Origin of the sequence: Rhodococcus sp. IEGM1339, assembly GCF_050321925.1 — a bacterium.
GTDB lineage: Bacteria > Actinomycetota > Actinomycetes > Mycobacteriales > Mycobacteriaceae > Rhodococcus > Rhodococcus pyridinivorans.
Window position 1 is genome coordinate 172129 of sequence record NZ_JBNQFT010000004.1, and the last position, 23508, is coordinate 195636.

At 69.7% G+C, this 23508-nt stretch carries 19 protein-coding genes and 1 pseudogene; 9 read left to right on the plus strand and 11 right to left on the minus strand.

The features are described 5' to 3' along the window. Nucleotides 1–59: 59 nt before the first annotated feature. The 5 genes from ACQR3U_RS07430 to ACQR3U_RS07450 form a co-directional block, all read right to left on the minus strand. Nucleotides 60–3893, minus strand: coding sequence for an ABC transporter ATP-binding protein (locus ACQR3U_RS07430; protein WP_230810097.1), 3834 nt, complete (start codon nucleotides 3891–3893; stop codon nucleotides 60–62). Nucleotides 3894–3974: 81 nt separating this feature from the next. Then, the gene (locus ACQR3U_RS07435; RefSeq protein ID WP_006554323.1) at nucleotides 3975–4754 is read right to left on the minus strand and encodes an ABC transporter permease; all 780 of its coding nucleotides are present in this window, start codon (nucleotides 4752–4754) and stop codon (nucleotides 3975–3977) included. After that, nucleotides 4751–5968 (minus strand): ABC transporter ATP-binding protein, encoded by a 1218-nt coding sequence (locus ACQR3U_RS07440; protein ID WP_372477543.1) that lies wholly within the window; start codon nucleotides 5966–5968, stop codon nucleotides 4751–4753. The genes ACQR3U_RS07435 and ACQR3U_RS07440 overlap by 4 nt, the downstream gene beginning before the upstream one ends. A 67-nt stretch (nucleotides 5969–6035) precedes the next feature. Further along, on the minus strand, nucleotides 6036–6830 hold the full coding sequence (locus ACQR3U_RS07445) for an alpha/beta fold hydrolase (RefSeq protein WP_230810098.1): 795 nt from the start codon (nucleotides 6828–6830) through the stop codon (nucleotides 6036–6038). A 2-nt stretch (nucleotides 6831–6832) separates the two neighbouring features. After that, a complete protein-coding gene (locus ACQR3U_RS07450; protein WP_006554327.1) occupies nucleotides 6833–7567 on the minus strand; it encodes a hypothetical protein in 735 nt (244 codons plus the stop codon). A gap of 57 nt (nucleotides 7568–7624) precedes the next feature. Here ACQR3U_RS07450 and ACQR3U_RS07455 point away from each other — a divergent pair, with 57 nt between their 5' ends. Next, complete coding sequence (locus ACQR3U_RS07455) at nucleotides 7625–8485, plus strand: AraC family transcriptional regulator (RefSeq protein WP_033097311.1); 861 nt, start codon at nucleotides 7625–7627, stop codon at nucleotides 8483–8485. Then, a complete protein-coding gene (locus tag ACQR3U_RS07460; protein ID WP_006554329.1) occupies nucleotides 8482–8946 on the plus strand; it encodes a VOC family protein in 465 nt (154 codons plus the stop codon). Before ACQR3U_RS07455 ends, ACQR3U_RS07460 begins: the two co-directional genes overlap by 4 nt. Nucleotides 8947–8979: 33 nt before the next feature. Here the strand turns inward: ACQR3U_RS07460 and ACQR3U_RS07465 are convergent, their stop codons facing one another. Both ACQR3U_RS07465 and ACQR3U_RS07470 read right to left on the minus strand, forming a co-directional pair. After that, nucleotides 8980–9999 carry a glutathione S-transferase family protein gene (locus ACQR3U_RS07465; RefSeq protein ID WP_230810099.1) on the minus strand — a complete coding sequence of 340 codons (1020 nt, stop codon included), beginning with the start codon at nucleotides 9997–9999 and terminating at the stop codon, nucleotides 8980–8982. Between the two features lie 25 nt (nucleotides 10000–10024). Next, nucleotides 10025–10720 carry a GNAT family N-acetyltransferase gene (locus ACQR3U_RS07470; RefSeq protein WP_230810100.1) on the minus strand — a complete coding sequence of 232 codons (696 nt, stop codon included), beginning with the start codon at nucleotides 10718–10720 and terminating at the stop codon, nucleotides 10025–10027. A 94-nt stretch (nucleotides 10721–10814) separates the two neighbouring features. Here ACQR3U_RS07470 and ACQR3U_RS07475 point away from each other — a divergent pair, with 94 nt between their 5' ends. The 4 genes and pseudogenes from ACQR3U_RS07475 to ACQR3U_RS07490 all read left to right on the plus strand — a co-directional run bounded on the left by ACQR3U_RS07475 (nucleotide 10815) and on the right by ACQR3U_RS07490 (nucleotide 15316). Further along, a complete protein-coding gene (locus ACQR3U_RS07475; RefSeq protein WP_024103468.1) occupies nucleotides 10815–12290 on the plus strand; it encodes an MFS transporter in 1476 nt (491 codons plus the stop codon). A 133-nt stretch (nucleotides 12291–12423) separates the two neighbouring features. Next, nucleotides 12424–13467, plus strand: coding sequence for a class I adenylate-forming enzyme family protein (locus ACQR3U_RS07480; RefSeq protein WP_230810170.1), 1044 nt, complete (start codon nucleotides 12424–12426; stop codon nucleotides 13465–13467). A 78-nt stretch (nucleotides 13468–13545) separates the two neighbouring features. Beyond that, nucleotides 13546–14307, plus strand: coding sequence for a crotonase/enoyl-CoA hydratase family protein (locus tag ACQR3U_RS07485; protein ID WP_024103470.1), 762 nt, complete (start codon nucleotides 13546–13548; stop codon nucleotides 14305–14307). A 77-nt stretch (nucleotides 14308–14384) separates the two neighbouring features. Next, nucleotides 14385–15316: pseudogene (locus ACQR3U_RS07490) on the plus strand (adenosine deaminase). Between the two features lie 27 nt (nucleotides 15317–15343). Here the strand turns inward: ACQR3U_RS07490 and ACQR3U_RS07495 are convergent. Next, on the minus strand, nucleotides 15344–16651 hold the full coding sequence (locus tag ACQR3U_RS07495; RefSeq protein ID WP_230810101.1) for a D-arabinono-1,4-lactone oxidase: 1308 nt from the start codon (nucleotides 16649–16651) through the stop codon (nucleotides 15344–15346). A gap of 76 nt (nucleotides 16652–16727) precedes the next feature. Here ACQR3U_RS07495 and ACQR3U_RS07500 point away from each other — a divergent pair, with 76 nt between their 5' ends. Genes ACQR3U_RS07500 through ACQR3U_RS07510 form a run of 3 tightly spaced genes read left to right on the plus strand, consistent with a single transcriptional unit; the run spans nucleotide 16728 to nucleotide 19298 of the window. Then, entirely contained in the window at nucleotides 16728–17372 is a 645-nt protein-coding gene (locus tag ACQR3U_RS07500) for a TetR/AcrR family transcriptional regulator (protein WP_230810102.1), read from the plus strand. A gap of 30 nt (nucleotides 17373–17402) precedes the next feature. Continuing rightward, the gene (locus ACQR3U_RS07505; protein ID WP_230810103.1) at nucleotides 17403–18596 is read left to right on the plus strand and encodes an alanine racemase; all 1194 of its coding nucleotides are present in this window, start codon (nucleotides 17403–17405) and stop codon (nucleotides 18594–18596) included. A 27-nt stretch (nucleotides 18597–18623) separates the two neighbouring features. Continuing rightward, on the plus strand, nucleotides 18624–19298 hold the full coding sequence (locus tag ACQR3U_RS07510; protein ID WP_230810104.1) for an alpha/beta hydrolase: 675 nt from the start codon (nucleotides 18624–18626) through the stop codon (nucleotides 19296–19298). A gap of 28 nt (nucleotides 19299–19326) precedes the next feature. On the opposite strand, the gene ACQR3U_RS07515 is transcribed toward ACQR3U_RS07510, so the two are convergent. From ACQR3U_RS07515 to ACQR3U_RS07525, 3 genes are all read right to left on the minus strand, one after another. Then, on the minus strand, nucleotides 19327–21129 hold the full coding sequence (locus ACQR3U_RS07515) for an AMP-dependent synthetase/ligase (protein ID WP_230810105.1): 1803 nt from the start codon (nucleotides 21127–21129) through the stop codon (nucleotides 19327–19329). Between the two features lie 151 nt (nucleotides 21130–21280). Further along, nucleotides 21281–21991: a phosphoribosyltransferase gene (locus tag ACQR3U_RS07520; RefSeq protein WP_230810106.1), complete on the minus strand. Its 711-nt coding sequence runs from the start codon at nucleotides 21989–21991 to the stop codon at nucleotides 21281–21283. Between the two features lie 39 nt (nucleotides 21992–22030). Continuing rightward, on the minus strand, nucleotides 22031–23374 hold the full coding sequence (locus ACQR3U_RS07525) for a TrpB-like pyridoxal phosphate-dependent enzyme (protein ID WP_064255826.1): 1344 nt from the start codon (nucleotides 23372–23374) through the stop codon (nucleotides 22031–22033). Nucleotides 23375–23508: the final 134 nt, after the last annotated feature.

Genomic DNA, 23508 nt, shown 5'->3' on the forward strand with positions numbered 1-23508 from the left:
TGACGGTTCTCGAGAGCCGATTATTCCCTCTAAGGTGCATCGGCGCAGCGCGCACCCCGTTACAAACGTGAGGACGATCTCATGTTCGATCCTTCCGTCGTCGAAGTGAGCAGGACCTCGGGCTCCTCCGGAACGAGACCACCGGTAGCGAGTTGCCACAAAGTGGTGTACAGACCTCCCGCTCGGCGGAGCTCGTCGTGGGGCCCGCACTCGACGATACGGCCGTCGTCGACGACCACCACGAGATCGGCGCGTGCGGCGGTCGCGAGACGGTGCGCCACCACCACGGCCGTCCGCGAGCGGGCCACCCGCGCACCCGCCTCGAGCACCGCCTTCTCGGTGGCGGGATCGAGGGTCGCGGTGGCCTCGTCGAGCAACAGAAGATCGGGGTCCACCAGTTCGGCGCGCGCGAGTGCGATGAGCTGACGCTGCCCTGCCGACAGACCCTGACCGCGCTCACCCACCGGATGGTTCATGCCGCCGGCGAGTCCCGCGATCATGTCCAGCGCCCCCACGGCGCGCGCGGACGATTCGATCTCCTCGCGCGTCGCCTCGGGCCGGCCGTAGGCGATGTTGGTCGCCACCGTGCCCGTGAACAGGTGCGCCTCCTGCGGCACCACCCCGAGCCGGCCCCGATAGTCGCGCAGACGGTAACTGCGCAGATCGGTGTCGTCCACCCGCACCGAACCGGAGGTCGGGTCGTAGAACCGGGCGAGCAGTTTGACGACCGTCGACTTCCCGGCACCGGTGCGGCCCACCAGGGCGACCGTCGAACCGGCCGGGATCGACAGGTCCACATCGCTCAACGCGTCACGGTCGGCCTCGCTGTACCGGAAGCCCACCTGCCGCAGGTCGACGTCGCCGCGGAGGTGCCCGGTGATGGCGACCGTGCCCTCCTCGGCAGACTCGAGCGAGCTCTCGGTCCGCAGCAGGTCGCCGATCCGGCGCAGACCGACGCGCGCCTGCTGGTAACCGTCGAAGACCTGCGACAACTGCTGGATGGGTGCGAACAACAGGTTCAGATACAGCACGAACGCGATCAGCACACCGGGGCCGACCGCGCCCGACGCCACCTCGCGGGCGCCGACGAAGACGACCGCCGCGAGCGCCAGATCGGACAGGAAAGTGATGAAGGGGAAGTACAGCGAGATGGCCCGCTGCGACCGCAGGCGACTGCGCCGATAGGCCTCCGCGCGCTCGGCGAACCGCCGCGCCGCGGTCTCCTCCCTGCGGTAGGCCTGGGCGGCGCGCAGACCCGTGACGTTCTCCTGGAAATCCGCGTTCACCAGGGAGATGCGTTCGCGGGACTGCGCGTACGCCGTCCCGGAGACCTTCCGGAACCACAGGGTCGCGCCGACCAGCACGGGCAGCACCGCCAGCACTACCAGGGCCAGCGACAGATCGGTGGCGATCAGCGCGATCGAGATACCGGTGAGCGTCAGCACCGCCACGACCGCGGTGGACAGGCCGGTCTGGATGAACTGCGACAGCGCGTCCACATCGGTCGTCATCCGCGTCATGATCCGGCCCGACACGTAGTAGTCGAGCCCGAGCCGTTGCAGGTGCGCGTACGAGCGCACGCGCAGCCCGAACAACACCCGTTCGCCCGCCCGCGCGGTGAGCACCGTGAGGATCGCGACCACGAACCAGCCGAGCAGCGCGAGCACCACACCCGCGGCGGTCGCCTGCCACAGCCGGGACGGATCGCCCGGGGTCACCCCGCGGTCGACGGCGTACCGCACCAGCGACGGGAACGCGATGCTCGTCAGCGACTCCACCGCCAGGCACAGCACGACGACCGCCAGCAGTGCGCGCACCGGGCGCAGCGTCGTCCACAATCGGAACTGCGGGTCGGGCAGGCGCAGGGCCTCGGACCGCAGGGCCGGATCGCGTCCGGGGGTCTCGGTGGCCGGGGGAAGCGCGTCGACGGCCGCGCGCAGTTCCGGGGTCGGGGCCACCGCGCCGAGCGCCCCGGACACCGGCCCGCCGCGGCCACCACTGCCCGCCGGTCCGCCGCGACCTCCACCGACCGCCGGAGGATTCCGAACGGTACCGGACGGCTCATCGTCGTCCGGTTCCTCGGGCCACAACTCACCGGCGGGAACCGGGCGTTCCGGTGCCGGTGCGGCGTCGTCGTCGGTCGAGAGCAGACGCCGGAAGACGGGACTGCGCTCCTCGAGTTCGTCGACCGTCCCGATGTCGACGATGCGTCCCTCGTCGAGCACGGCGACCCGGTCGGCGAGTGCGAGCGTCGACCGCCGATGGGCGAGCACGAGGGTCGTGCGGCGCCGACCCGCCCGCAACGCGCCGTAGATCGCAGCCTCGGTCTCGGCGTCGACCGCAGAGGTCGCGTCGTCGAGGATCAGCACCCGCGGATCGACGAGCAGTGCCCGCGCCAGCGCGACCCGCTGCCGCTGCCCACCGGACAGTGTCAGGCCGCGTTCACCGACGACCGTGTCGTAACCCTCGGGGAGGGCCTCGACGAAGTCGTCGGCGCGTGCCGCCGCGGCCGCGGTGCGGATCTCGTCGTCCGACGCGTCGGGCCGGCCGAGCGCGATGTTGGACGCGACCGTGTCGGAGAACAGGAACGGCTCGTCGAAGACGAGGCCGACCGCCCCGCGCAGATCGTCGGCGCGGAGCGTGGCGACGTCGATGTCGCGGCCGTCCGCGGTCAGGCACACCGACCCGCGGTGTGGCGCGTAGAAGCGGGGGAGCAGCAGCGACAGCACGGTCTTGCCCGACCCGGCCGGGCCGACGATCGCGACGGTCTCGCCGGGCGCGATCTCCAGGTCGAGGCCGCGCAGTACGTCCCGGTCGTCGCCGAAGCCGAACGTCACGTCCTCCAGGTGCACCCCGAGCGGACCGTCGGGCAGTTCGACGGGATGCGGGGGATCGGCGACGTCGGGTTCGGTGTCGATCACCTCGTACACCCGCTCGACGGCGGCGCGGGACAGCTGCGCCATGATCACGACCTGCGAGAGGGTGCGGGTCGTCCCCGTCATCGTCGCCACATAGGCGGTGAACGCCACGAAGGTGCCCACGGTGATTCCGCCCTCGAGGGCGAGCCAGCCGCCGAGAGCGATGGTGGCGACGAGCCCGAACTGCGGGATCGCACCCATCGGCGCCGAGAACCACGCGTTGATCCGGGCGGCACGCAGACGCTCCGCGTACAGCCTGCGACCGTGCTCCTCGAGTTGGTCGACCGCGTGCGATTCCTGCCCGAATCCCTTCACGACCCGCACGCCCGTGACCGTCTCCTCGACGTGCTGGGCGAGATCGGCCGCGCGCTGCTGCGCCGACCAGGTCGCGGCGAACAGCCTCGGGCGCACGACCCGCACGAGACCCGCGATGATCGGGACGATGACCACCGCGACCAGCGTGAGCAGCGGCGAGAGGGTCGTCATGATCACCAGCGCGAGCACGAATTGCAGCAGCGCACCCGCCGACATCGGCACCATCGCGAGCAGCCCTTGCACGAGCTGCAGGTCGGTGATGGACCGCGAGACCACCTGACCCGTGCGGATGCGGTCCTGACCGTGGCCGTCGAGACGTTGGAGTGAGCCGAGCAGGCGCAACCGCAGGTCGTGCTGCACGTCGAGCGACAGGCGTCCGGCGAGCATGCGGCGCCCGTACTGGCAGCCGAACCGGATCACCGCACCTGCCGCGATCGCAGCCGCGGCCAGCCCGATCAGGCGCAGGTCGTCGGCGGGCACGTCGCCCTGCCCGGTCGCGCTGTCGACCGCGACCTTCGTCAGCAGTGGGAAGGTGATGTCGATCAGGGCGGCGACGACGGTGACGGCCAGCGCCCCGACGGCTGTTCTGCGGTGTTTCAGGCATTCGGCGACGAGCCGGGAAATCCATCCCGGCGAGCGCGGAATCGGGTCGTGTGCCATCGAACCGACATTAGCGCCGAGCGACGACAGGGCACGTCGAAGCCGCCCGGGGAGGGCCGGTGACGCAGGTGATCGAACGTGTCAGACGACGTCGGCGGTGCGGGCGCGCCACCAGCCGAGGCCGCCCAGCACCACGGTCCAGAGGAGCAGGAGCAGCGGGGCCGCCGGCCACGTCATCTCGAGTGTCACGTCCTCGGGCATCGACACCGCGGAGAACAGCACGTACCAGGTCACCTGCGCCGGCAGGTACGACGCGATCGCGCCGAGACCGAGACCGTGCAGGACGACCGAGACCATCAGCTCCCCGAACGGCACCCACGCGCAGATCGCAAGCACACTGCCCGTCGTCGACCGTGTGAGCAGACCCAGCCCCGCTCCGATGAGCGACCACATCAGCGCGCAGAACAGACCGATGCCCATCACCTCGGCGACCGATCCGAGGTCGGCACCGTCGAAGCCCCCACCGAACAACACGAGCGTCGCGGCCGCCGCGACTTCCGTGACGATGCAGTACAGCAGCCCGATCACGGCGACGGTCGCGAACTTCACGCCGACGACCCGGTCGCGTCCCCGCGCGGTGAGGAAGGTCGTCACGATCGTTCGGTGCGCGAACTCGTTGCCCGTCGCCACCGCGCCGAAGATCGCGGCGAACAGGAACACCAGCGACAACGAGAGGGAGATGCCGACCGCAGCGGCGACGGCCTCGGCGAAACCGTCACCGAAGCCGAGTTCGAGTTGCCGCGCGACCGGCAGCGTCAGCGCCCCGCAGAACAGCCCCACCAGCAGCGGTGCGATGCCGAGGATCCACCAGTAGCGCAGGCTCAGGACCTTGCGGAACTCGGCGGTGAGAAGCGCGGTCATGCGGTGGGACCTCCTTGCCCGGTCGGCGGTCGGTTCGGCTGTCCCCACTGCGACTGCGGGTACTGCTGTGAGTTCGGGTACTGCTGTGAGTTCGGGTACTGCTGTGCGGTCGGGTACTGCTGATACTGCTGGCCGTTCGGATACGGCTGGGCCTGCGGGTGCTGCTGGGCACTCGGGTACTGCGGGCCCTGCGGATACTGCCCGCCCGGCGGATGGTGGGCTCCGTGCCCCGGATACTGCACGACCGGCGCGGCCGCGTAGCGACCGGCCGTCATCGCCAGGTAGACCTGCTCGAGATCGACGTGCTCGACACTCGTCCCGAACAGCGTCACCTCCGCGGTCGCGGCGATCTCGGCGATGCGGTCGGAAGTCACGCCGACGACCGCGAGCCGTCCGTCCTGCTGCACCTGCGCGTCGGTGTGCCCGGCCGCGGCGAGTGCGGTCGCGAGGCGGGCCGGGTCGGAGGCCGCGGCGAACACCCGCGAGCGGTAGGCGTCGCGCAGATCGGTCATCGAGGTCTCCGCGACCAGGTGACCGTTCGCGATGATCACGAGGCGGTCGGCCATCTGCTCGATCTCCCGCAGGATGTGGCTCGAGATCAGCACGGTCCCGCCGTTGGCGGCGAATGCGCGGAGGAAGTCGCGCAGCCAGGCCATGCCCTCGGGGTCGAGTCCGTTCGCCGGTTCGTCGAGCACGAGATAACGCGGTTGTCCGAGCAGGGCCGTCGCCAGGGCGAGTCGCTGCCGCATGCCGAGGGAGAACTCCCCGATGCGACGCCGCGCGACCGACCCCAGGCCGACGAGGTCGAGCATCTGCCTCGCCCGTTCGTCGGGCACGCCGATCGCGGCACAGTAGATCTGCAGGTGTGTCAGCGCCCGGTGTTTGGGGTGGGCGCTGCGCGCGTCGAGCACCGCTCCGACGACCTGTGCAGGCTGCTGCAGGGAGGTGAACGGCACGCCGTCGACGAAGGCGTTCCCGGCGCTCGGCCGGACGAGGCCGAGCATCATGCCGAGGGTGGTGGTCTTGCCCGATCCGTTGGGTCCGAGGAAGCCGGTGATCGAGCCCGGCGGCACCGTGAACCACAGATTCGATACGGCCGTGTGGTCACCGAACGTCCTGTTCAGGCCGTGGACGGCGATCCCCGCGCCCGGTGCCCCCGAGGGCACCCGGGGATCGGGTGTGCCGTACGGCGGTTGCGTTGACGGTGCTGTCACGGATTCGGACCCCCGCGTCGTCGAGAGATGGGTGCGGCTGGTGCCGCGGTCGCCGTGAGCTTACGGGTCAGTCGAGGAAGGGCAGGACGGCGTCGAGGAATTCGCAGGGCGCGTCGAGCTGAGGACAGTGCCCGGCATCGGGGATGATCACCACCCGTCTCCGGCCGCCGGCCTGCACCCGTCGTGCGGCGTGAGCGGGCGTCAACCGGTCTTGTGCACCCCACACCAGCAGGGCCGGCATGTCGAGGGCGTGCACCATCTCCGGGATCGGCAGTCGGCCGAGCTCACCGATCGCGTGCCGGCCCACGGTCAGCAGCGTGTCGACCTGCTCGCGGGTCGCGTAGTTCGCCGCGAACGCCGTGCGCGCCGCCCGGTCGAAGGTGCCGCGCCGGTGCACGGCGGCCCGCGCGTACAGGGCACCCATGGCCTGCTGTATCACCGGAGCGGGCAGCAGGCGCGACAGTTCGACCGGCATGCGTGCACCCTGTGTCCACCACCGGGGGATCCCGGCGAGACCCGGCATGTCGGCGAGCACCACGCGGTCGACCCGGGACGGGTGGACCGACGCGAACACCAGTGCGGTGACCGCACCGAGCGAGTTCCCGACCAGCGACACCGGTTCGGGAACGTCGTCGACGAGGTCGGCCAGGACGTCGACATAGTGGTCGAGCACGGGGGTCTCCCAGTGCTGCGCGCTACGTCCGAAACCGGGCAGGTCGACCGCGAGCACCCGGTGCCGTTCGGCGATCGCCGGCGCGACCTTGCACCACGTACCGCCGTGATCGGAGAAGCCGTGCAGCAGAACGACGGTGCGTGGTCCCGCACCGGACTCCCGTACGAACACCTTCCCGTCGGCCGTCACGGTCAGTCCTTCGGGACCGGAACACCGGTGTCGAGCGCCGGTGCCTCTCCGCTCGCCGGGAGGACGGGACGTGCGACGGGCCACGCGGCCGGCGGTGGACCGAAGGCGTCGCGGGCGTTCTGGATCGTGCGCTTGCCCAGCGCACGGTTGCCGACGCCACCGATCGCGGCGCCGATACCAGCGGGGACGAGCTTGCCGATCAGCAGCGGACTGCGCTTGGCGAAGTACCGGCGGATGAATTTCTTGACCAGGGAATTGTTCAGCGTCTTCAGCTGGGTGCCGCCCGCGCCGGTGGTCAGCGCCTTGGGCCAGTTGCGCAGCGACGCGCCGGTCGCGGTCGCGACGATCTCCCGGCCGGCGTCACCGAGGGAGACGGCGAGCACCAGCGCGCGGCGCTGCTCGTGGTTGTGGGGTTCGATCCCGTGCACCGATGCGATGGCCAGGGTGAGCAGCGCGGACGCCTCGAAGAAGAAGGCCGTCTCGGCGCCGACCGCGCCGATGGCCGCGAGTGTCCCGATGCCGGGGAAGGCTGCGGTCGCGCCCGCCGCGGACCCGCTGCCGGTGACGGTCAGCAGGAACTGCTTCTCGAGCCGCTCGATGATCTGCGCCGGGGACTCGTCGGGGTGCGAGCGCCGCATGAGATCGACGTACTTGGCCACCGCAGGGCCCTGCAGCCTCGCGCCGTTGTCCAGCATCTTGACGATAAAGGCCTCTGCGACGCCTGCCTTGTTGCTCATCGTGCCCCTGTTCTCCGGTGCTCTTGTCTTCCGGACTGCTCTCACTACGCTGGTGCCATGACCGGGTCCGCAGTCGGTGAGTCTGACGGCGCCAGGCGGCGTCCGACACCCCTGCTGACACCCTACGTACGGTCGTACGAGGGGTATCGGCTCGACGGTTTCCCGTCGGGGACCCATCTGGGTATGCCCTCTCCGGAGGTCACCGTAATCCTCACGATCTCCGAACCCGTCGAACTCTCGCGGGGCGACGGACGGTGCCCGGAACGTTTCGACGCGCTCGCCGGAGGGTTGTCGACGCAACCGGTGCCCATCGTCCACCACGGCCGGCAGCACGGGATCCAACTCGCGCTCACCCCCGCGGGTGCGCGCGCCCTGCTGGGTGTGCCCGCCGCCGCGCTCGGGCCGTGGGCCGTCGATCTCGAGGACGTCATCGGCGCCGACGGCCGGGAGTTGTTCGACCGGATCTCCGCGGTCGAATCGTGGGACGAGCGGTTCGCCGTCCTCGACCGGATTCTCACCCGCCGCCTGGTCGCCGCACGGTCGACGAGTCCGGACGGGCACCTCGTCCACGCCTGGCACCTGCTCGTGACGCACCCGGCTCGCCCGGTCCGCGCTGTTGCGGACGAACTCGGATGGAGCAGGCGACACCTCGCGAACCGGTGCGCCGCCGAGTTCGGACTGTCCCCGAAGGACGTGGCCCGGGTGGCGCGCTTCGACCGGTCGCGACGGATGCTGCGGGCCGACCCCGGCCGCCGCCTCGCCGATGTCGCCGCCGAGTGCGGCTTCTACGACCAGGCGCATCTCGCCCGCGACTGGCGCGATCTGGCGGGCGTCCCGCCGTCGCGGTGGCTCGAGGACGAGGTGTTCCCATTCGTCCAAGACGACCGGGGGGTTCCGGGCCGACACTCGGAGACATGACGAACACAACGAATTCCACGCAGCAGTCGACCACCCTCACACCCACCGTCGACACGGTGTGGCCGTGCTTCGCCTACACCGACGCCCGGGGCGCGATCCGTTTCCTCGTGGACACCCTCGGGTTCGCCGAAGCGGAGGTCTACGGGGAAGGGGATCGCGTCGACCACGCAGCCCTGCTCTGGCCGCACGGCGGAGGGGTCATGCTCGGCTCGACCGGTCGCGGGTCGCCGCTCGACCAGCACGCCGACAGGGGCGCCGCCTATCTCGTGCTTCCCGACGACGTCACCGTCGATGCCCTGTACGAGAGGGTGCTCGCCTCGGCGCAGGCGGAGGACCCGGCGGTCCGCGCGACCGTGACCGTCGAACTCCGCGACGAGGACTACGGATCGCACGGGTTCACCTGCCGGGACCCGCACGGTGTGTACTGGACGATCGGCACCTACCGGCCCCGCCGGCCGTAGGAACCGTCGCAGGGGGGTCAGCGTCGCAGGGGATCAGCGGGCGACCGTGCCGTGCCCTTCGGGGACCACCTCGCTCGGACGCGGCGGGGGCGGCGGTGTGCCGTCCCCGAACGGCCGCCCGCCGAGGGCCTCACGGCCGTGCGGATCGAGCCAGTTCGACAGGTCCGGTCCCTTCGGCACGATGCCCGTGGGATTGACGTCGGTGTGCACGAGGTAGTAGTGCTGCTTGATCTGAACGAAGTCGATGGTGTCGCCGAAGCCGGGTGTCTGGAACAGATCGCGCGCGTAGGCCCACAGCGCCGGGAAGTCCGCCAGCCGGTTCCGGTTGCACTTGAAGTGCCCGTGGTAGACGGGATCGAACCGGACGAGCGTGGTGAACAGGCGCACGTCGGCCTCGGTGATGGTCTCGCCCACGAGATAGCGCTGCGCCCCGAGGCGTTCCTCGAGCCAGTCGAGGCGGGCGAAGAGACGGTCGAAGGCCTTGTCGTAGGACTCCTGCGAACCGGCGAAACCGCACCGGTACACGCCGTTGTTGACGTCCTGGTAGACGAGCTCGGCCACCTCGTCGAGTTCGCCTCGTAGCTCCTCGGGATACAGATCCGGGGCGCCCTCGCGGTGGAACTGCGTCCACTCGGTGGAGAAGTCGAGGGTGATCTGCGGATAGTCGTTCGTCACGACCTGCCCGGTGGGCACGTCGACGACGGCCGGGACGGTGATGCCGCGGTCGTATCCGGGGAATCGCGCGAAGTACGCGTCCTGCAGTCGCGGGATGCCGAGGACGGGGTCGACCCCGCCCGGGTCGAGATCGAACGTCCAGCTGCGCTCGTCGTGCGTCGGGCCGCACAGTCCCAGCGACAGAGCGTCCTCGAGACCGAGCAGCCGCCGCACGATGAGGGTGCGGTTGGCCCACGGGCACGCCCGGGCGGCGACGAGCCGGTACCGCCCCGACTCGACGGGATAGCCGTCGCGCCCGTCCGCGGTGATGCGGGTTCGGATGTAGTTGGTGTCGCGGGCGAACTCCGCACCCGGCTCGACGTACTTGTTCTCGGTCACCTACGCATCCTTCCGTGCACACTCGTCACTTCCCGGGTGGAACCCGAACCGTCACGAGGGTTCCCCAGATGTCGTATCCCGACACCGCCGCGACCGTCCGGGCACCGCGGTTGTCGCGGCGCATGCGGGCCAGCGGGACGAGTCCGGCGTCGAGCGCGTCGTGGGTCGCCAGCGTCGCGACCGTCGAGGCGAGCCCGAGCCGGCGCGCCGGCGGTGTCGTCAGCACCCGCACATCGGCCAGCAACGACCCGAGTTCGCTGTAGGCCGCGCCGGCGAGGGGACGGTGATCGTTGTCGAGCAATACGAACACGCGCGACGGCCCGGTCGGCGACAGTTCGGCCTCGGTGACGTCGTCGGGCGGGCAGCACCGCAGCAGTTCGGCGAGGTCCTCGGGGTCGTCGGAGATGAGCGGGTTCTCGACGCGTGTCGCGTCGATCCAGTCGGTGCACAGGGCGAGGATCTCCGTGCGACCCGCGTGGCCTGCGACGACGAGCTCGGCGTTCGGGGCATCGATCTCGGCCGGGTCGGGTTCGGCCGCGAGGCGGGAGACCGCGGCGTCGGGTCCGACGATCGCGGTGGCGCGCCCCACGGCGAGCAGTCGGACGTCGCGGAACGAGTCGTCGACACGCGTCACGCACCCGGGTTCGACGAGTGCGCCGTCGGGTAGGCCCAGTGCACGACACCACGCGAGGGCGGCGATGCTCGAGATGTGCGGGTCCACCCCGCTACCGTAGACCGCCGACGAGGGGAGAGGTCCGGTGAGCGACGACAGCGGGGTGGACACGCGCGAACGCGGGTCCGATGTGGCGGTGGAGATGTCCGACGGTGCCCGCTGGGCGGCGTTGGGCGCTCTGTGCCTGGGCTTCTTCATGATCCTGGTGGACAGCACGATCGTCGCCGTCGCCAACCCGGCGATCATGCGGACCTTCGGGGCCGACATCGCCGCCGTCGTGTGGGTCACGAGCGCCTATCTGCTCGCCTACGCGGTGCCGCTGCTCGTGACGGGCCGCCTCGGCGACCGCTTCGGTCAGCGCCGGGTCTACCTCTGCGGGCTGGTGCTGTTCACGATCGCGTCGTTGTGGTGCGGTTTCTCGTCGACGATCGAGATGCTCATCGTCGCCCGCGTGTTCCAGGGATTCGGCGCGGCGCTCATGTCGCCGCAGACCATGGCCGTGGTGACCCGGATCTTCCCGCGTGAGCGGCGCGGGACCGCGATGGGCCTGTGGGGCGCCGTGGCCGGGGTCGCGACGCTCGTCGGGCCGCTGGCCGGCGGTGTCCTGGTCGACGGGCTGGGCTGGGAATGGATCTTCTTCGTGAACGTGCCCGTCGGGATCGTCGGGTTCGCGCTCGCAGTGCGGTACGTGCCGGTGCTGCCCACGAGCCCGCACCGGTTCGACGTGCTCGGCATGCTGCTCAGCGGCGCCGGCCTGTTCTGCCTCGTGTTCGGGATCCAGGAGGGCAACTCGTTCGAGTGGACCGCCCGCGTGTGGGTGCTGATCGGGCTGGGCATCGTGTTGCTCGTCGTGTTCGTCGTCCAGCAGTCGCGCAACCGCGGTGAACCGCTCGTACCGCTGTCGCTGTTCCGGGACCGCAACTTCGGGTTGGCGAACATCGGTATCGCGACGATGGGTTTCGCCATCACCGGCGTCATGCTGCCGATCATGTTCTACGCCCAGTCGGTGCGCGGTCTGAGCCCGACCGGCGCCGCGATGCTCATGGTGCCGATGGCGGTCTTCAGTGGTGTGCTCGCGCCGCTCGTGGGCAGGCTCGTCGACCGGGTCCATCCGCGGCTGATCGCCGGTACCGGCTTCTCGCTGCTCACGATCGGGCTGGGTTGGCTCGCGCTGGTGATGACCCCCGACGCGGAGATCTGGCAGTTGCTGCTGCCGATCGCCCTGATCGGGGTGGCGAACGCGGGCATCTGGTCGCCGCTCTCGGCCACCGCGACGAACGGTCTCGCACCGAGCCGGGCCGGGGCGGGTTCCGGTGTGTACAACACGACGCGTCAGGTGGGCGCGGTGATGGGGAGTGCCGCTCTCGGTGCGATCATGGCGGCGCGGTTGAGCGCCAACGGTGTCGGCGGGGGAGGAGGGGCGCCGGAGATGGAGACGTCCGGCTCCGTCCTGCCGGAGCCCCTGCACGAACCGTTCGCCGCGGCGATGGCCGAATCGTTGTGGCTTCCCGCCGGCATCCTGCTCATCGGGCTCGTGGCCGCGCTCGCCTTCGACCGTCCCGCGAGCCAGAAGGAACAGCGTGCCGCCGAGGAGCGTTCGGCGGCAGCGAGCGCCTGACGGACGTTCCAGCGACCACCCTGCGGCACCTTCCCCGGTTGTCCGTGACCCGCCGTTTCCTCACATGGCTGTGATCCACGCCATATAGTGCAGGCACGCACGCCGGGTGGGAGGTGGCATGTCGGTGGCCGTAGTGGAAATTCCGGCAGGGAGTCGTTGGCTCCGGGACGATCGGGTCACTCGCCGCGACAGCGGCATCCTCCAGTACGACTGCCTGGAGCCGTGCATCGCCGAGCTGCTCGATCGGAGTGCGTTGCGTTTCGCGAACCGCGTCGCGGTGGTCGACCGATGCGGCCGCGCACTCACCTACCGCGAACTGTGGGCCGCCGCCGCCCGCGTCGCCGGTGGTCTCCTCGATCAGGGGGTCGGCCCCACCGACCGGGTGGTCGTCTGTCAGCCGAACGGGGTCCGTTGGCTGATCGGGTTCCTGGGCGTGGTCCTTGCCGGAGGTGTTCCGGTGCTCCCCGACCCGAGCTGCAGCCCCGAGGAAACGGCGGAGATCGGGGTCCACAGCGGTGCGGTTCTCACCCTGGACTCCGATCTGCCCGACGGTGTCGCCTTCCTCGACGGAGGTGCGTCACCGGACGAGCTCGCGGTGCTCTACTACGTGCGCGTCGCCGGTGGTGGACTGCGCGGCGTCGAACTGACGAACACCAACGTGCTGTCGACGATCGAGGCCGTCGCCCACGCAATGGATCTCGTCGGCGACGGCGTACGGACCGTGCTGACGGCGCCGCTGTCCACGGCGGTCGGATGCAGCGTCCAGTTGCTGCCCACCCTCGCCTCCGGGGGGACCGTCGTGGTCTCGGGATCCCGCGTGATCCGCGCACCGTGGCGGCACCTCCGCGCAGCTTTCCCCACCTCGCGGTGTGTGCGGGGCTGGGGAGTCGCCGAGACGGGAGGGATCGGTCTGCTGCTGCCTTCGGAACACCGCTCCCGCCATCCCCGCAGTGTCGGAGTGCCGTTCGGAGGGATCGAGATCGCGCTGCTCGGGCCCGATGCCGAACACGGTGTCGGCGAACTGCTCTGTCGCGGACCGAGCGTGGCCCGCCGCTATTGGCGCGATCCGTGCGCCACGGACGAGACGTTCACGGAGGACGGCTGGTTCCGCACGGGCGATCAGGTGCGCATCGACGACGAGGGCTTCGTCGATCCGATCGCCGTCCGGGTGTCGTGAACCCTGCAACAGGTTCCCGTCCGGTATACAGCCTGTAACCCGATGAACCGGCATTTTTCGTAGTGGAGAGGTGTGTCCATGTCCGACGTAGTCCTGCTCGAACGACGCGATCGCGTTCTCGTCATCACCATCAACCGGCCCGAGGCGCGCAACGCCGTCAACGCCGCCGTGAGCCACGCGCTCGCCGAGGCGGTCGACCAGCTCGACAGCGACGACTCCCTGTCGGTCGGTGTGCTTACCGGCGCCGGCGGCAACTTCTGCGCGGGCATGGACCTCAAGGCGTTCGTCGCAGGCGAGAACGTGGTCGTGCCCGGTAAGGGTCTCGGCTTCACGGAGGCGCCGCCGCGCAAGCCGCTCATCTCCGCCGTCGAAGGATTCGCCCTCGCCGGCGGAACCGAACTCGTCCTGGCCACCGACCTCGTCGTCGCCGCGAAGGACGCGAAGTTCGGCATCCCGGAGGTCAAGCGCGGCCTCGTCGCCGGGGGCGGTGGCCTGCTGCGCCTGCCGTCGCGCATCCCTTACCAGAAGGCCCTCGAACTCGCCCTCACCGGGGACGCGTTCACCGCCGAGGAAGGCTACGGATACGGTTTCGTCAATCGTCTCACCGAACCCGGTGGGGCGCTCGAGGGTGCATTCGAACTGGCCGAGCGCATCACAGCGAACGGACCGCTCGCCGTGGCGGCGACCAAGGAGATCATCGTCCGCTCGGCCGACTGGTCGAGCGACGAAGCATTCGCGAAGCAGATGGAGATCATGGCGCCCGTGTTCACCTCGGAGGACGCGCGTGAAGGCGCCACCGCATTCGCCGAGAAGCGACCCCCTGTGTGGAAGGGTCGCTGAGCTCCGGTGTGGAAGGGTCGCTGAGCTCCGGTGTGGAAGGGTCGCTGAAAGACCGAACGAGAGATGACGAGGATCAGGTGACCGACGGATTCGCAGAACTGCACGTACACATCGAGGGCACGCTCGAACCCGAGCTGATCCTCGCCCTCGCCGAGCGGAACCGCATCGAGTTGCCCTATCGCGATCTCGACGATCTGCGCAGCCGCTACGAGTTCACCGATCTGCAGTCGTTCCTCGACCTGTACTACGCGAACATGGAGGTCCTGCGCACCGCGCAGGACTTCGCCGACCTCGCCCGCGCCTATTTCGCTCGTGCGGCGCGGGCGGGTGTCACCCACGCGGAGTTCTTCTTCGATCCGCAGGCCCACACCTCGCGCGGTGTCCCGCTGCCAGAGGTCGTAGCCGGGCTCTCCGACGCGGTCGCCGGGGCACACCGGGAGTTCGGGGTCGATGCGGCGATGATCGCGTCGATCGTGCGCGATCGCCCCGTGCCCGAAGCGCATGAGGTGTTCGGCGAACTGCTGCGCCTCGGTGCGCCGATCATCGCTCTCGGCCTGGACTCGGCGGAGGTCGGTCACCCGCCGTCACTGTTCGAGGACGTCTTCGCGCGGCGCGGGCCGAAGGGCTGCACATCACCGCGCACGCGGGGGAGGAGGGACCTCCGGAATATGTTCGGCAGGCGCTCGATCTGCTCGGCGCCGAGCGCATCGACCACGGCATCCGCTCGCTCGAGGATCCCGAACTCGTCGCGCGCCTGGTCGACGAGAGCATTCCCCTCACCGTCTGCCCGTTCTCGAATGTCCGCCTACGCGTGGTGGATACGCTCGCCGACCATCCGCTGCGCCGCATGCTCGAGGCGGGCCTGTCGGTGAGCGTGCACTCGGACGATCCCGCCTATTTCGGTGGTTACGTCGACGACAACCTCGCAGGGCTGAAGGATCAGCTCGGTCTGACCGATGCCGAACGGGATGTGCTCCGGCGCAATTCGTGGGACGCCGCCTTCCTCTGAGTCCGTCCGGGTGAGTCGGCTCGGGCGTCATTCGCCCAGGACGCGGCGCAGATACGGGTTCGTGAAGGTGCGGTGCGGATCCACGCGGTCGCGCACGGCGAGGAAGTCGTCGAACCGAGGGTAGAGCTCGCGTAGAGCGTCCGCGGTCAGGGAATGGAGCTTGCCCCAGTGCGGGCGTCCCTGCGCGGCGCGCAGGATCGGCTCGACACCGTCGAAGTAGGGCGTGTGGTCGCGCCGATGGTACTGGTGCACGGCCACATAGGCGGTATCGCGGCCCTGCGCCGTGGACAACCAGACATCGTCGCCCTGCGCGAACCGCACCTCCACCGGAAAACCGACACGAACGTCCGTGCGCTGCAGCCACGCATCGATCTCGCGAAGAACCGCTGGAAGGTGCTCGGCGGGGAGCGCGTACTCCATCTCCCGGAACCGCACCCGGCGGGTGGAGGCGAACACCCGGTAACTGCGGTCGACGAAGGTGCGCGGGGACAACGCCCGGGACGCGACCCGGTTCAGCGCCGGGATGGTGGCGGGAACCCGCGTCCCGACCTGCTGGAGGAGTGCGAAGGCGCCGTTGGAGAGCAGTTCGTCGTCGAGGAGGGTGCGCACCCGCCCGACCGGCTGCACCGGTGCCTCACCGGGGAGGCGGGTGTTGCGTTTGATGAGCACGCCGTCCGTGTGTGGGAACCAGTAGAACTCGAAATGGTCGACACCGCTTCGCAGTTCGTCGAGGACATCGAGTGTGGTGCGGAGCGACGAGGGGGCTTCCTCTGCGCGCAGGCGGAATGCGGGGACACAATCGAGCGTCACGGTCGCGAGCACGCCGAGGGCGCCGAGGCCGAGCCGGGCGGCCTCGAACAGGTCGGGCTCGTGCTCGGGGGAGCAGTCGACGATCCGGCCGTCGGCGAGCACGATCGTCGCGCTGCACACGGCTGCTGCCAGTCCGCGGAAGGTCGCGCCGGTGCCGTGGGTGCCGGTCGAGATCGCGCCGGCGACGGACTGCACGTCGATGTCGCCGAGATTCGGTACGGCGAGGCCCTGTGCCCACAGCAGGTCGCCCAGGCCGCGCAGTCGCGTCCCCGCCCGCACGGTGACGCGCGCGCCGGTGGCCGACGGTTCCACCGCGACGAGACCGGACATCCGGTCGAGCGAGATGAGCGTGCCGTCGGTGACGGCCGCGCCGGTGAACGAGTGCCCGGCGCCCACGGCCTTGACATGTTCGCCCTGCTCGGAGGCGCGGACGACGACGCGCGCGAGGTCGTCGGTGCTGCCGGGGGTCTCGAAACGGCGAGGTGCCGCACTCTCGGTGCGAGCCCAATTGTGCCAGGTGGCCATGCCTCATCTTCGACCTGGACAAGCGTCCAAGTCAACACCTGCTCGTGAACCTTTCCCGACCTCTACCATCAGGGTCATGCCGAATCGGTTGCCTGCTGACGAGCGCCGCGCCCAACTCGTGGCAGCAGCACTGGAACTGGCGGAGGGCGGGGGAGTCGGAGCCGTCACGGTCCGCGCCGTCGCCGAGAAGGCCGGAGTGTCACTGGGCGTTGTCCACTACTGTTTCGACAGCAAGGAAGCCCTCGTCGTCGCCATGGCGAACGCCGTCGTCGGCGAACTCGCCGGAGCCATGCACGCGGCCTTCGATGTGCCCGAGGACGCGCAGCAGACCGGCGGCGTCGACTGTCTCTGCTCGATGCTCCACACCGGCCTTCGCTCCATGTGGTCGACGATCGAGTCCACGCCGGGGCTGCAGACCCTCACCTACGAGATCACCGCCTACTCGCTCCGGCAGCGCACCGATGGCAGTCCCGCCGGCGGCGACATCGCCGTGGAGCAGTACCGCCTGATGGACAAGCAGGCCCAGTTGTTCCTCGACACCTGCGCCGAGCGATGCGGCGTCGAATGGTCGCTGCCCACTTCGACGCTCGCACGACTGTCGTTGTCCGTGCTCGACGGCGTCGTGCTCCGGTGGCTCGTCGATCGCGACGGCGAGGCGGCCACGGCCGAACTGGGAGTCGTCGCCGACATCATCGCGACCCGTGCCGTAGAACGTTCCTGACCCGACCCGACCTTTTCGAAGGGATCGCCCGTGCTCCGTGCTGCTTCCGTTCACGACGCCGCCCTCGACCGGGTGCACGCGGCGACGGCCGACCTCGACCCGCCGTTCGCCGCCGTCGATCTGCCCACCCTGCGGCGCAACGCCGACGACCTGATCCGCCGCGCGAACGGTGTGCCCGTGCGGGTCGCGAGCAAATCGGTGCGCTGTCGTGCCGTCCTCGCCGAGGTCCTCGGCCCGGAACTGACCACCCGCGGCGGTTTTCGCGGCATCATGGCGTACTCGCTACGGGAGGCGCTGTGGCTCGTCGAGCACGGAGCGCGCGACATCCTGATGGGCTACCCCACGGTCGACCGGGCGGCGCTCGGGAAGCTCGCGGTGTCGCCGGACGCGGTGCAGGCGATCACGCTCATGGTCGATTCGGCCGAGCACCTCGACATCATCCGTACGGCTTTGGGGAAGAACACTTTCCGGACGAAGGTCTGCCTGGACATCGATGCGTCGTTGCGGGTGGGTCCGCTCCATCTCGGTGTGCGCCGTTCTCCGCTGCGCGACCCGGAGGCAGCCTCCGGCCTGGCCCGTCGCGCCGACGCCGCCGGATTCGACGTCGTCGGAGTGATGTTCTACGAGGCCCAGATCGCGGGCCTGCCCGACTCGTCGCTGCCGGTACGACTCGTCAAGGGACTGTCGGCGCGGGATCTCTCCTCGCGCCGCCGCGCCGTGGTGGAGGCCGTGCGTGCGGTCGTGGGTGACCTCGAACTGGTCAACGGTGGCGGAACCGGCTCGCTCGAGGTGACCACCGCCGATCGTGTCGTCACCGAGGCCACCGCGGGATCGGGGCTGTACGTGCCCACCCTGTTCGACGGCTACCGGGCGTTCACCCCGAACCCGTCGATGTTCTTCGCGCTGCCTGCCGTACGCAAACCGTCACCGTCGGTCACGACGTTGTTCGGCGGCGGGTACATCGCGTCCGGCCCGACCGGCGCCTCGCGGGTGCCGCGCCCGGTCCGTCCTGCGGGATTGAAGTTGCTGGGGACGGAAGGTGCCGGCGAGGTGCAGACCCCGGTGCACGGTCGCGCTGCGGCGTCGATCCCCGTCGGGGGACGGGTGTGGTTCCGCCACGCGAAGGCCGGCGAACTGTGCGAGAGGTTCGACCGGGTGTACCTCGTCGACGAGAACGGACGCACCGAGGTTCCCACCTATCGCGGTGAGGGCGGCTGCTGGTGACCTTCCGGCTCCGGCCACAATGAGGCCATGCCGTTGACGTTCTTCCCCGGGTCGGTCGGCCGGGTCCACTGGCGGTGCCGGACCGTCGACGACGCGAGAGCCGGTGTGGTGTTCGCGCACGGTTTCGGGCAGCACACCGGGCACTACCACCGTTTCGCCTCCGGCCTCGCCGCCCACGGCATCGCGTGGTGGGGACTCGACCTCGCCGGACACGGGCTCTCCGAAGGAGAACCCGGCTCACCGGGCAACGTCGAGTTCCACGCCGAGGACTTCGGCGTGCTCACCGGCCTCGCCGCCGAGTCCGGTCTGCCGCTGGTGGTGATGGGCCATTCGCTGGGGGCGGCGACGGTCCTGACGGCGCTGGATGCCGATCCCTCCGGTGGTAGCCGCCTCGCGGGCGTCGTGCTGTGCGGTACGCCGCGCACCGCGGCCCTGCCGGAGACGGCCGAAGCGCTCGGCGCGAGCAACCTGCCGGTTCTGCTGGTCCACGGCGTCGACGACCGGCTGGCCCCCATCGACCCGGTACGCGAGTGGGCGTCGTCGCTGCCCGGGGCACAGTGGTGCGAGTATTCCGATGCCGGGCACGACCTGTTGCACGAACCCGTACATCGCAGGGTGACTTCGGATATTGCCGCGTTCGTGGGCGACGTGGCCGACCGGATTCCCAGATTCCCCGAGAAACGACCGGGCCCCTCGCGGTGACGAGGGGCCCGGTCGACGGTGTGGAACTTCAGTTGTAGATCGCTGCGATCTCGGCGCCGTGCTTGTCGTGGATGATGTTCCTCTTGAGCTTGAGCGTCGGGGTCAGCTCGCCGCTCTCGACGCTGAAATCGGTCTCGAGGAGGCGGTACTTGCGGATCGCCTCGGCCTTCGAGACCTTCTTGTTGGTCTCGGCAACCGCCTCGTCGATCTCGGCGATCAGGTCGGGGTTCTTGATCAGATCGGCGACCGTGGTTTCCGCCGGCAGACCGTGTCGCTCGAGCCAGCCCGGCAGCGCCTCCGGATCGAGGGTGATCAGCGCGCCGACGAATGGCTTGGAATCACCGACCACGATGACCTGGCTGATCAGCGGGTGGGCGCGCAGCGAATCCTCGAGGACGGCCGGGGCGACGTTCTTGCCGCCCGCGGTGACGATGAGTTCCTTCTTGCGGCCGGTGATCGAGATGAAGCCGTCTTCGTCGATCGCACCGATGTCGCCGGTGTGGAACCAGCCGTCGCGGATGGCTTCGTCGGTGGCCTTGTCGTTCTGCCAGTAGCCGTCGAACACCTGGGGGCCCCTGAGGAGGAGCTCGCCGTCCTCGGCGATCTTCGCGGCGCAGCCGTTGAACGGCGTGCCGACGGTGCCGACCTTCTGGGCGGCCGGGGTGTTCATGATGATGCCGCCGGTGGTCTCCGTCAGGCCGTAACCCTCGTAGATGGTGACGCCGACACCGCGGAAGAAGTGGCCGAGACGTGCGCCGAGTGCGGCGCCGCCCGAGACGGCCCGGGTGACGTTGCCGCCGAGCGCGGCCTTGAGCTTGCCGTAGACCAGCTTGTCGAAGACGAAGTGCTGGATCTTCAGGCCGAGGCCGGGGCCGCCGTTCTCGAGGGCCTTGCTGTACTCGATCGCGACCTCCGAGGCCTTCTCGAAGATCTTGCCCTTGCCGCCGTCGTAGGCCTTCTGCTTCGCCGAGTTGTAGACCTTCTCGAACACGCGGGGCACCGAGAGGATGAAATTCGGCTTGAAGACCGCGAACTGGTCGAGCAGCGTCGTCAGGTCGGAGGTATGACCGACGGTGACCTTGCTGTCGAATGCCGCGAACGAGATCAGGCGCGCGAAGACGTGTGCCATCGGAATGAACAGCAGGGTGCGCTGGCCCTCGTGCATCGAGTCGGGCAGGGCCAGGCCGCAGGCCGCGGACTCCGAGGCGAAGTGGCGGTGCTTGAGCTGGACGCCTTTCGGCCGGCCCGTGGTGCCGGAGGTGTAGATGAGGGTCGCCGCGGATTCGGCCGTGACCGAGTTGCGCCGTTCCTCGACCTGCTCGTCGGTGACCGCTGCGCCGCGTGCGATGAGCTCGTCGACCGCGCTCTTGCCGCCCGGCGCCGGCTCGATCTGCAGGACCTCGCGCACGGTCGGGGCGTTCTCGGCGACCTCGCGGACGGTGTCGACGTGACCGGAGTTCTCGACGATGAGCAGCTTGGTCCCGGAGTCCTCGAGGATCCACTGGGCCTGGTCGGCCGACGACGTCTCGTAGATCGCCACGGTGGCACCGCCCGCGGCCCAGATGGCGTAGTCGAGCAGGACCCATTCGTAGCGCGTCGCCGACAGGACCGCGACGCGGTCGCCGAGCTCGATACCCGACGCGATCAGGCCCTTCGCCACGGCGCGCACCTCGGATGCGAACTGGCGGGCGGTGACGGGAACCCACTTGCCGTCGACCAGTCGCTCGAACGGCACGAACTCCGGCGACTCCTTCTCGTGCCGGAAGACGCTGTCGGCCATCGACGTGTTCTCGGGAATCGAGAACGACTGTGGTACGGCAATCTCACTCACTGTGACCCCTCCATCGTTAGGTGCTGTCGGTGTGCATTGCATCACACGTCGTTGGGAAATGCATTACCCTCGGACCGCTTTGCCCCCTTTTTACAGTCCGATAGGCAGTGATCCAGGTAACAATGCTACCCGCCGGTAACGAAGATTGCCACTATCGGATCGTCTCGTCGGATTTCCCGGTACCGGAAGTACCAGTATTTCGGACAAGGAGAATCGCTTCGTCGTCGCCGAGCTGATGGAAGTCGTCGTAGGCGGCGCCGACGCTGTCGGTGTCCACCGGCGTCCACGGGCAGATCACCTCGTCGGCCGTCCGGCCGGCCCGGCGCAGTGCGTCGGGGGAGGCCACCGGCACCGCGAGGACGACCCGGGTCGCTCCGGAGGCGCGCGCGGCGAGGCATGCCACCGCGGCCGTCGCACCTGTGGCGATGCCGTCGTCGACGACGATCGCCGTGCGGCCCTCCAGCGGCACCCGGGTGCGACCGGCACGCAGGCAATCGGCACGTCGAGCCAGTTCGGCCAGCTCGCGTCGCTCGACGGCCGCCACGGATTCGGGGGCGATCCGCCCGCGCCGGATCACGTCGTCGTTGAGGACCCGGAAGACGGCGTCCTGCGTGGTCGATTCCCCGGCGGTTCCGGGACCCGGTCCTTCGGCGATCGCGCCCATCGCGAGTTCGGGATGCCAGGGCACGCCCAGTTTGCGCACCACGAGGACGTCCAGGGGCGCATCGAGGGCTGCGGCGAGTTCACGGGCGACGGGAATGCCGCCGCGAGGTAGTGCGAGGACCACCGGGTCGGCGTCGCGCAGGTGCCCGGCCGACCGGGCGAGTCGCCGGCCTGCCTCCTCGCGTGTGGCGTACCCCACACCTCCAGTATGGGACGGTCCGCCCGGGCGGGCGAGCACTCACCGCCCGGACGGACCGAGGGGATCTCGGTCGAGCTCGCCCGACAGGTACGAGTGGTAGGCGGGCAGATCGAGCTGGCCGTGGCCGGACAGGCCGATCACGATGACCTCGGGTTCGGTGAGGCCCCGCGCGTACTCCGCGGCCGCGGCGATCGCGTGCGACGACTCCGGCGCCGGCACGATGCCCTCGTTCCGGGCGAAGAGCACCGCCGCGGAGAAGGCATCGGTCTGTGCCACGGACTGTCCCTGCACGTAGCCGAGCTCGACGGTGTGGCTGAGCAACGGCGCCATGCCGTGATATCGCAGCCCGCCGGCGTGGATCGGATCCGGGATGAAGTCCTGGCCGAGGGTGTGCATCTTCAGCAGCGGGGTCAGACCCGCGATGTCACCGTGGTCGTAGCGGTACTCGCCGCGGGTGATCGACGGGCACGCCGCGGGCTCGACGGCGACGACACGCGTGGTCGCCCGCTCGTGGATGACCTCGCGCAGGAACGGGAACGACAGGCCGGCGAGGTTCGAACCGCCGCCCGCGCAACCGAAGACGACGTCGGCCTGGTCCTCACCCGCGGCCCGCAGTTGCTCCACGGCCTCGAGGCCGATGACGGTCTGGTGCAGCACCACGTGGTTGAGCACGCTGCCGAGGGTGTAGCGGGCGGCGGCGTCCTTCACTGCGACCTCCACGGCCTCCGAGACCGCGATGCCGAGCGAGCCGGGTGTGTCCGGGTGCTCGGCAAGGACGGCGCGACCGGCCTCCGTCAGGTCGGACGGGCTGGGATGTACTGTGCCGCCGTAGGTCTCGATGAGGAAGCGGCGGTAGGGCTTCGAGTCGTAGGAGGCGCGGACCTGCCACACCTCGAGATCGATACCGAACTTCGCGCACGCGAACGACAGGGCCGAACCCCACTGTCCGGCACCGGTCTCCGTCGTGAGCCGGGTGACGCCGTCGAGCGAGTTGTAGTAGGCCTGTGCGACCGCCGAGTTCACCTTGTGGCTGCCCACCGGGCTCACGCCCTCGTACTTGACGTAGATGCGGGCCGGGGTGCCGAGTGCCTTCTCGAACGAGCGGGCGCGGAAAAGGGGCGTGGAGCGGTAACCGGCGTAGACCTCGCGCACGGCTTCCGGGATCTCGATGTCGGTCTCGGTCGACAGTTCCTGCTCGATCAGTCCCGAGGCGAACAGAGGTGCGAGATCGTCGGCGGTGATCGGTTCGCGGGTGCCGGGGTGCAGGTGCGGCGGCGGGGCCACCGCGAGGTCGCCGACGATGTTGTACCAGTGCGTCGGAATACCCGAATCGGCGACGGACGGGGGTGTCGCGGATGCGTGCGCGGAGGGGGAAGCCGTCACTGTGGAATCCTTCGGTCGAGGACGGTGAACCTGCCCAGTGTGACGCGCCCCGGGTGCCGGCGACGGGGTGGGGTGGGTCATTGTTCGCGCGCTCGAGCCCAGGTCGCGGCCGGGTCCGGGCGCGAAGAGGTGAG

Excerpts from the sequence above, each read along its gene's own strand:
- ACQR3U_RS07430 (WP_230810097.1), bottom strand. The coding sequence starts at position 3,893 with ATGGCACACGACCCGATTCCGCGCTCGCCGGGATGGATTTCCCGGCTC.
- ACQR3U_RS07435 (WP_006554323.1), bottom strand. The coding sequence starts at position 4,754 with ATGACCGCGCTTCTCACCGCCGAGTTCCGCAAGGTCCTGAGCCTGCGC.
- ACQR3U_RS07450 (WP_006554327.1), bottom strand. The coding sequence starts at position 7,567 with ATGAGCAACAAGGCAGGCGTCGCAGAGGCCTTTATCGTCAAGATGCTG.
- ACQR3U_RS07455 (WP_033097311.1), top strand. The coding sequence starts at position 7,625 with ATGACCGGGTCCGCAGTCGGTGAGTCTGACGGCGCCAGGCGGCGTCCG.
- ACQR3U_RS07460 (WP_006554329.1), top strand. The coding sequence starts at position 8,482 with ATGACGAACACAACGAATTCCACGCAGCAGTCGACCACCCTCACACCC.
- ACQR3U_RS07475 (WP_024103468.1), top strand. The coding sequence starts at position 10,815 with ATGTCCGACGGTGCCCGCTGGGCGGCGTTGGGCGCTCTGTGCCTGGGC.
- ACQR3U_RS07485 (WP_024103470.1), top strand. The coding sequence starts at position 13,546 with ATGTCCGACGTAGTCCTGCTCGAACGACGCGATCGCGTTCTCGTCATC.
- ACQR3U_RS07495 (WP_230810101.1), bottom strand. The coding sequence starts at position 16,651 with ATGGCCACCTGGCACAATTGGGCTCGCACCGAGAGTGCGGCACCTCGC.
- ACQR3U_RS07500 (WP_230810102.1), top strand. The coding sequence starts at position 16,728 with ATGCCGAATCGGTTGCCTGCTGACGAGCGCCGCGCCCAACTCGTGGCA.
- ACQR3U_RS07510 (WP_230810104.1), top strand. The coding sequence starts at position 18,624 with ATGCCGTTGACGTTCTTCCCCGGGTCGGTCGGCCGGGTCCACTGGCGG.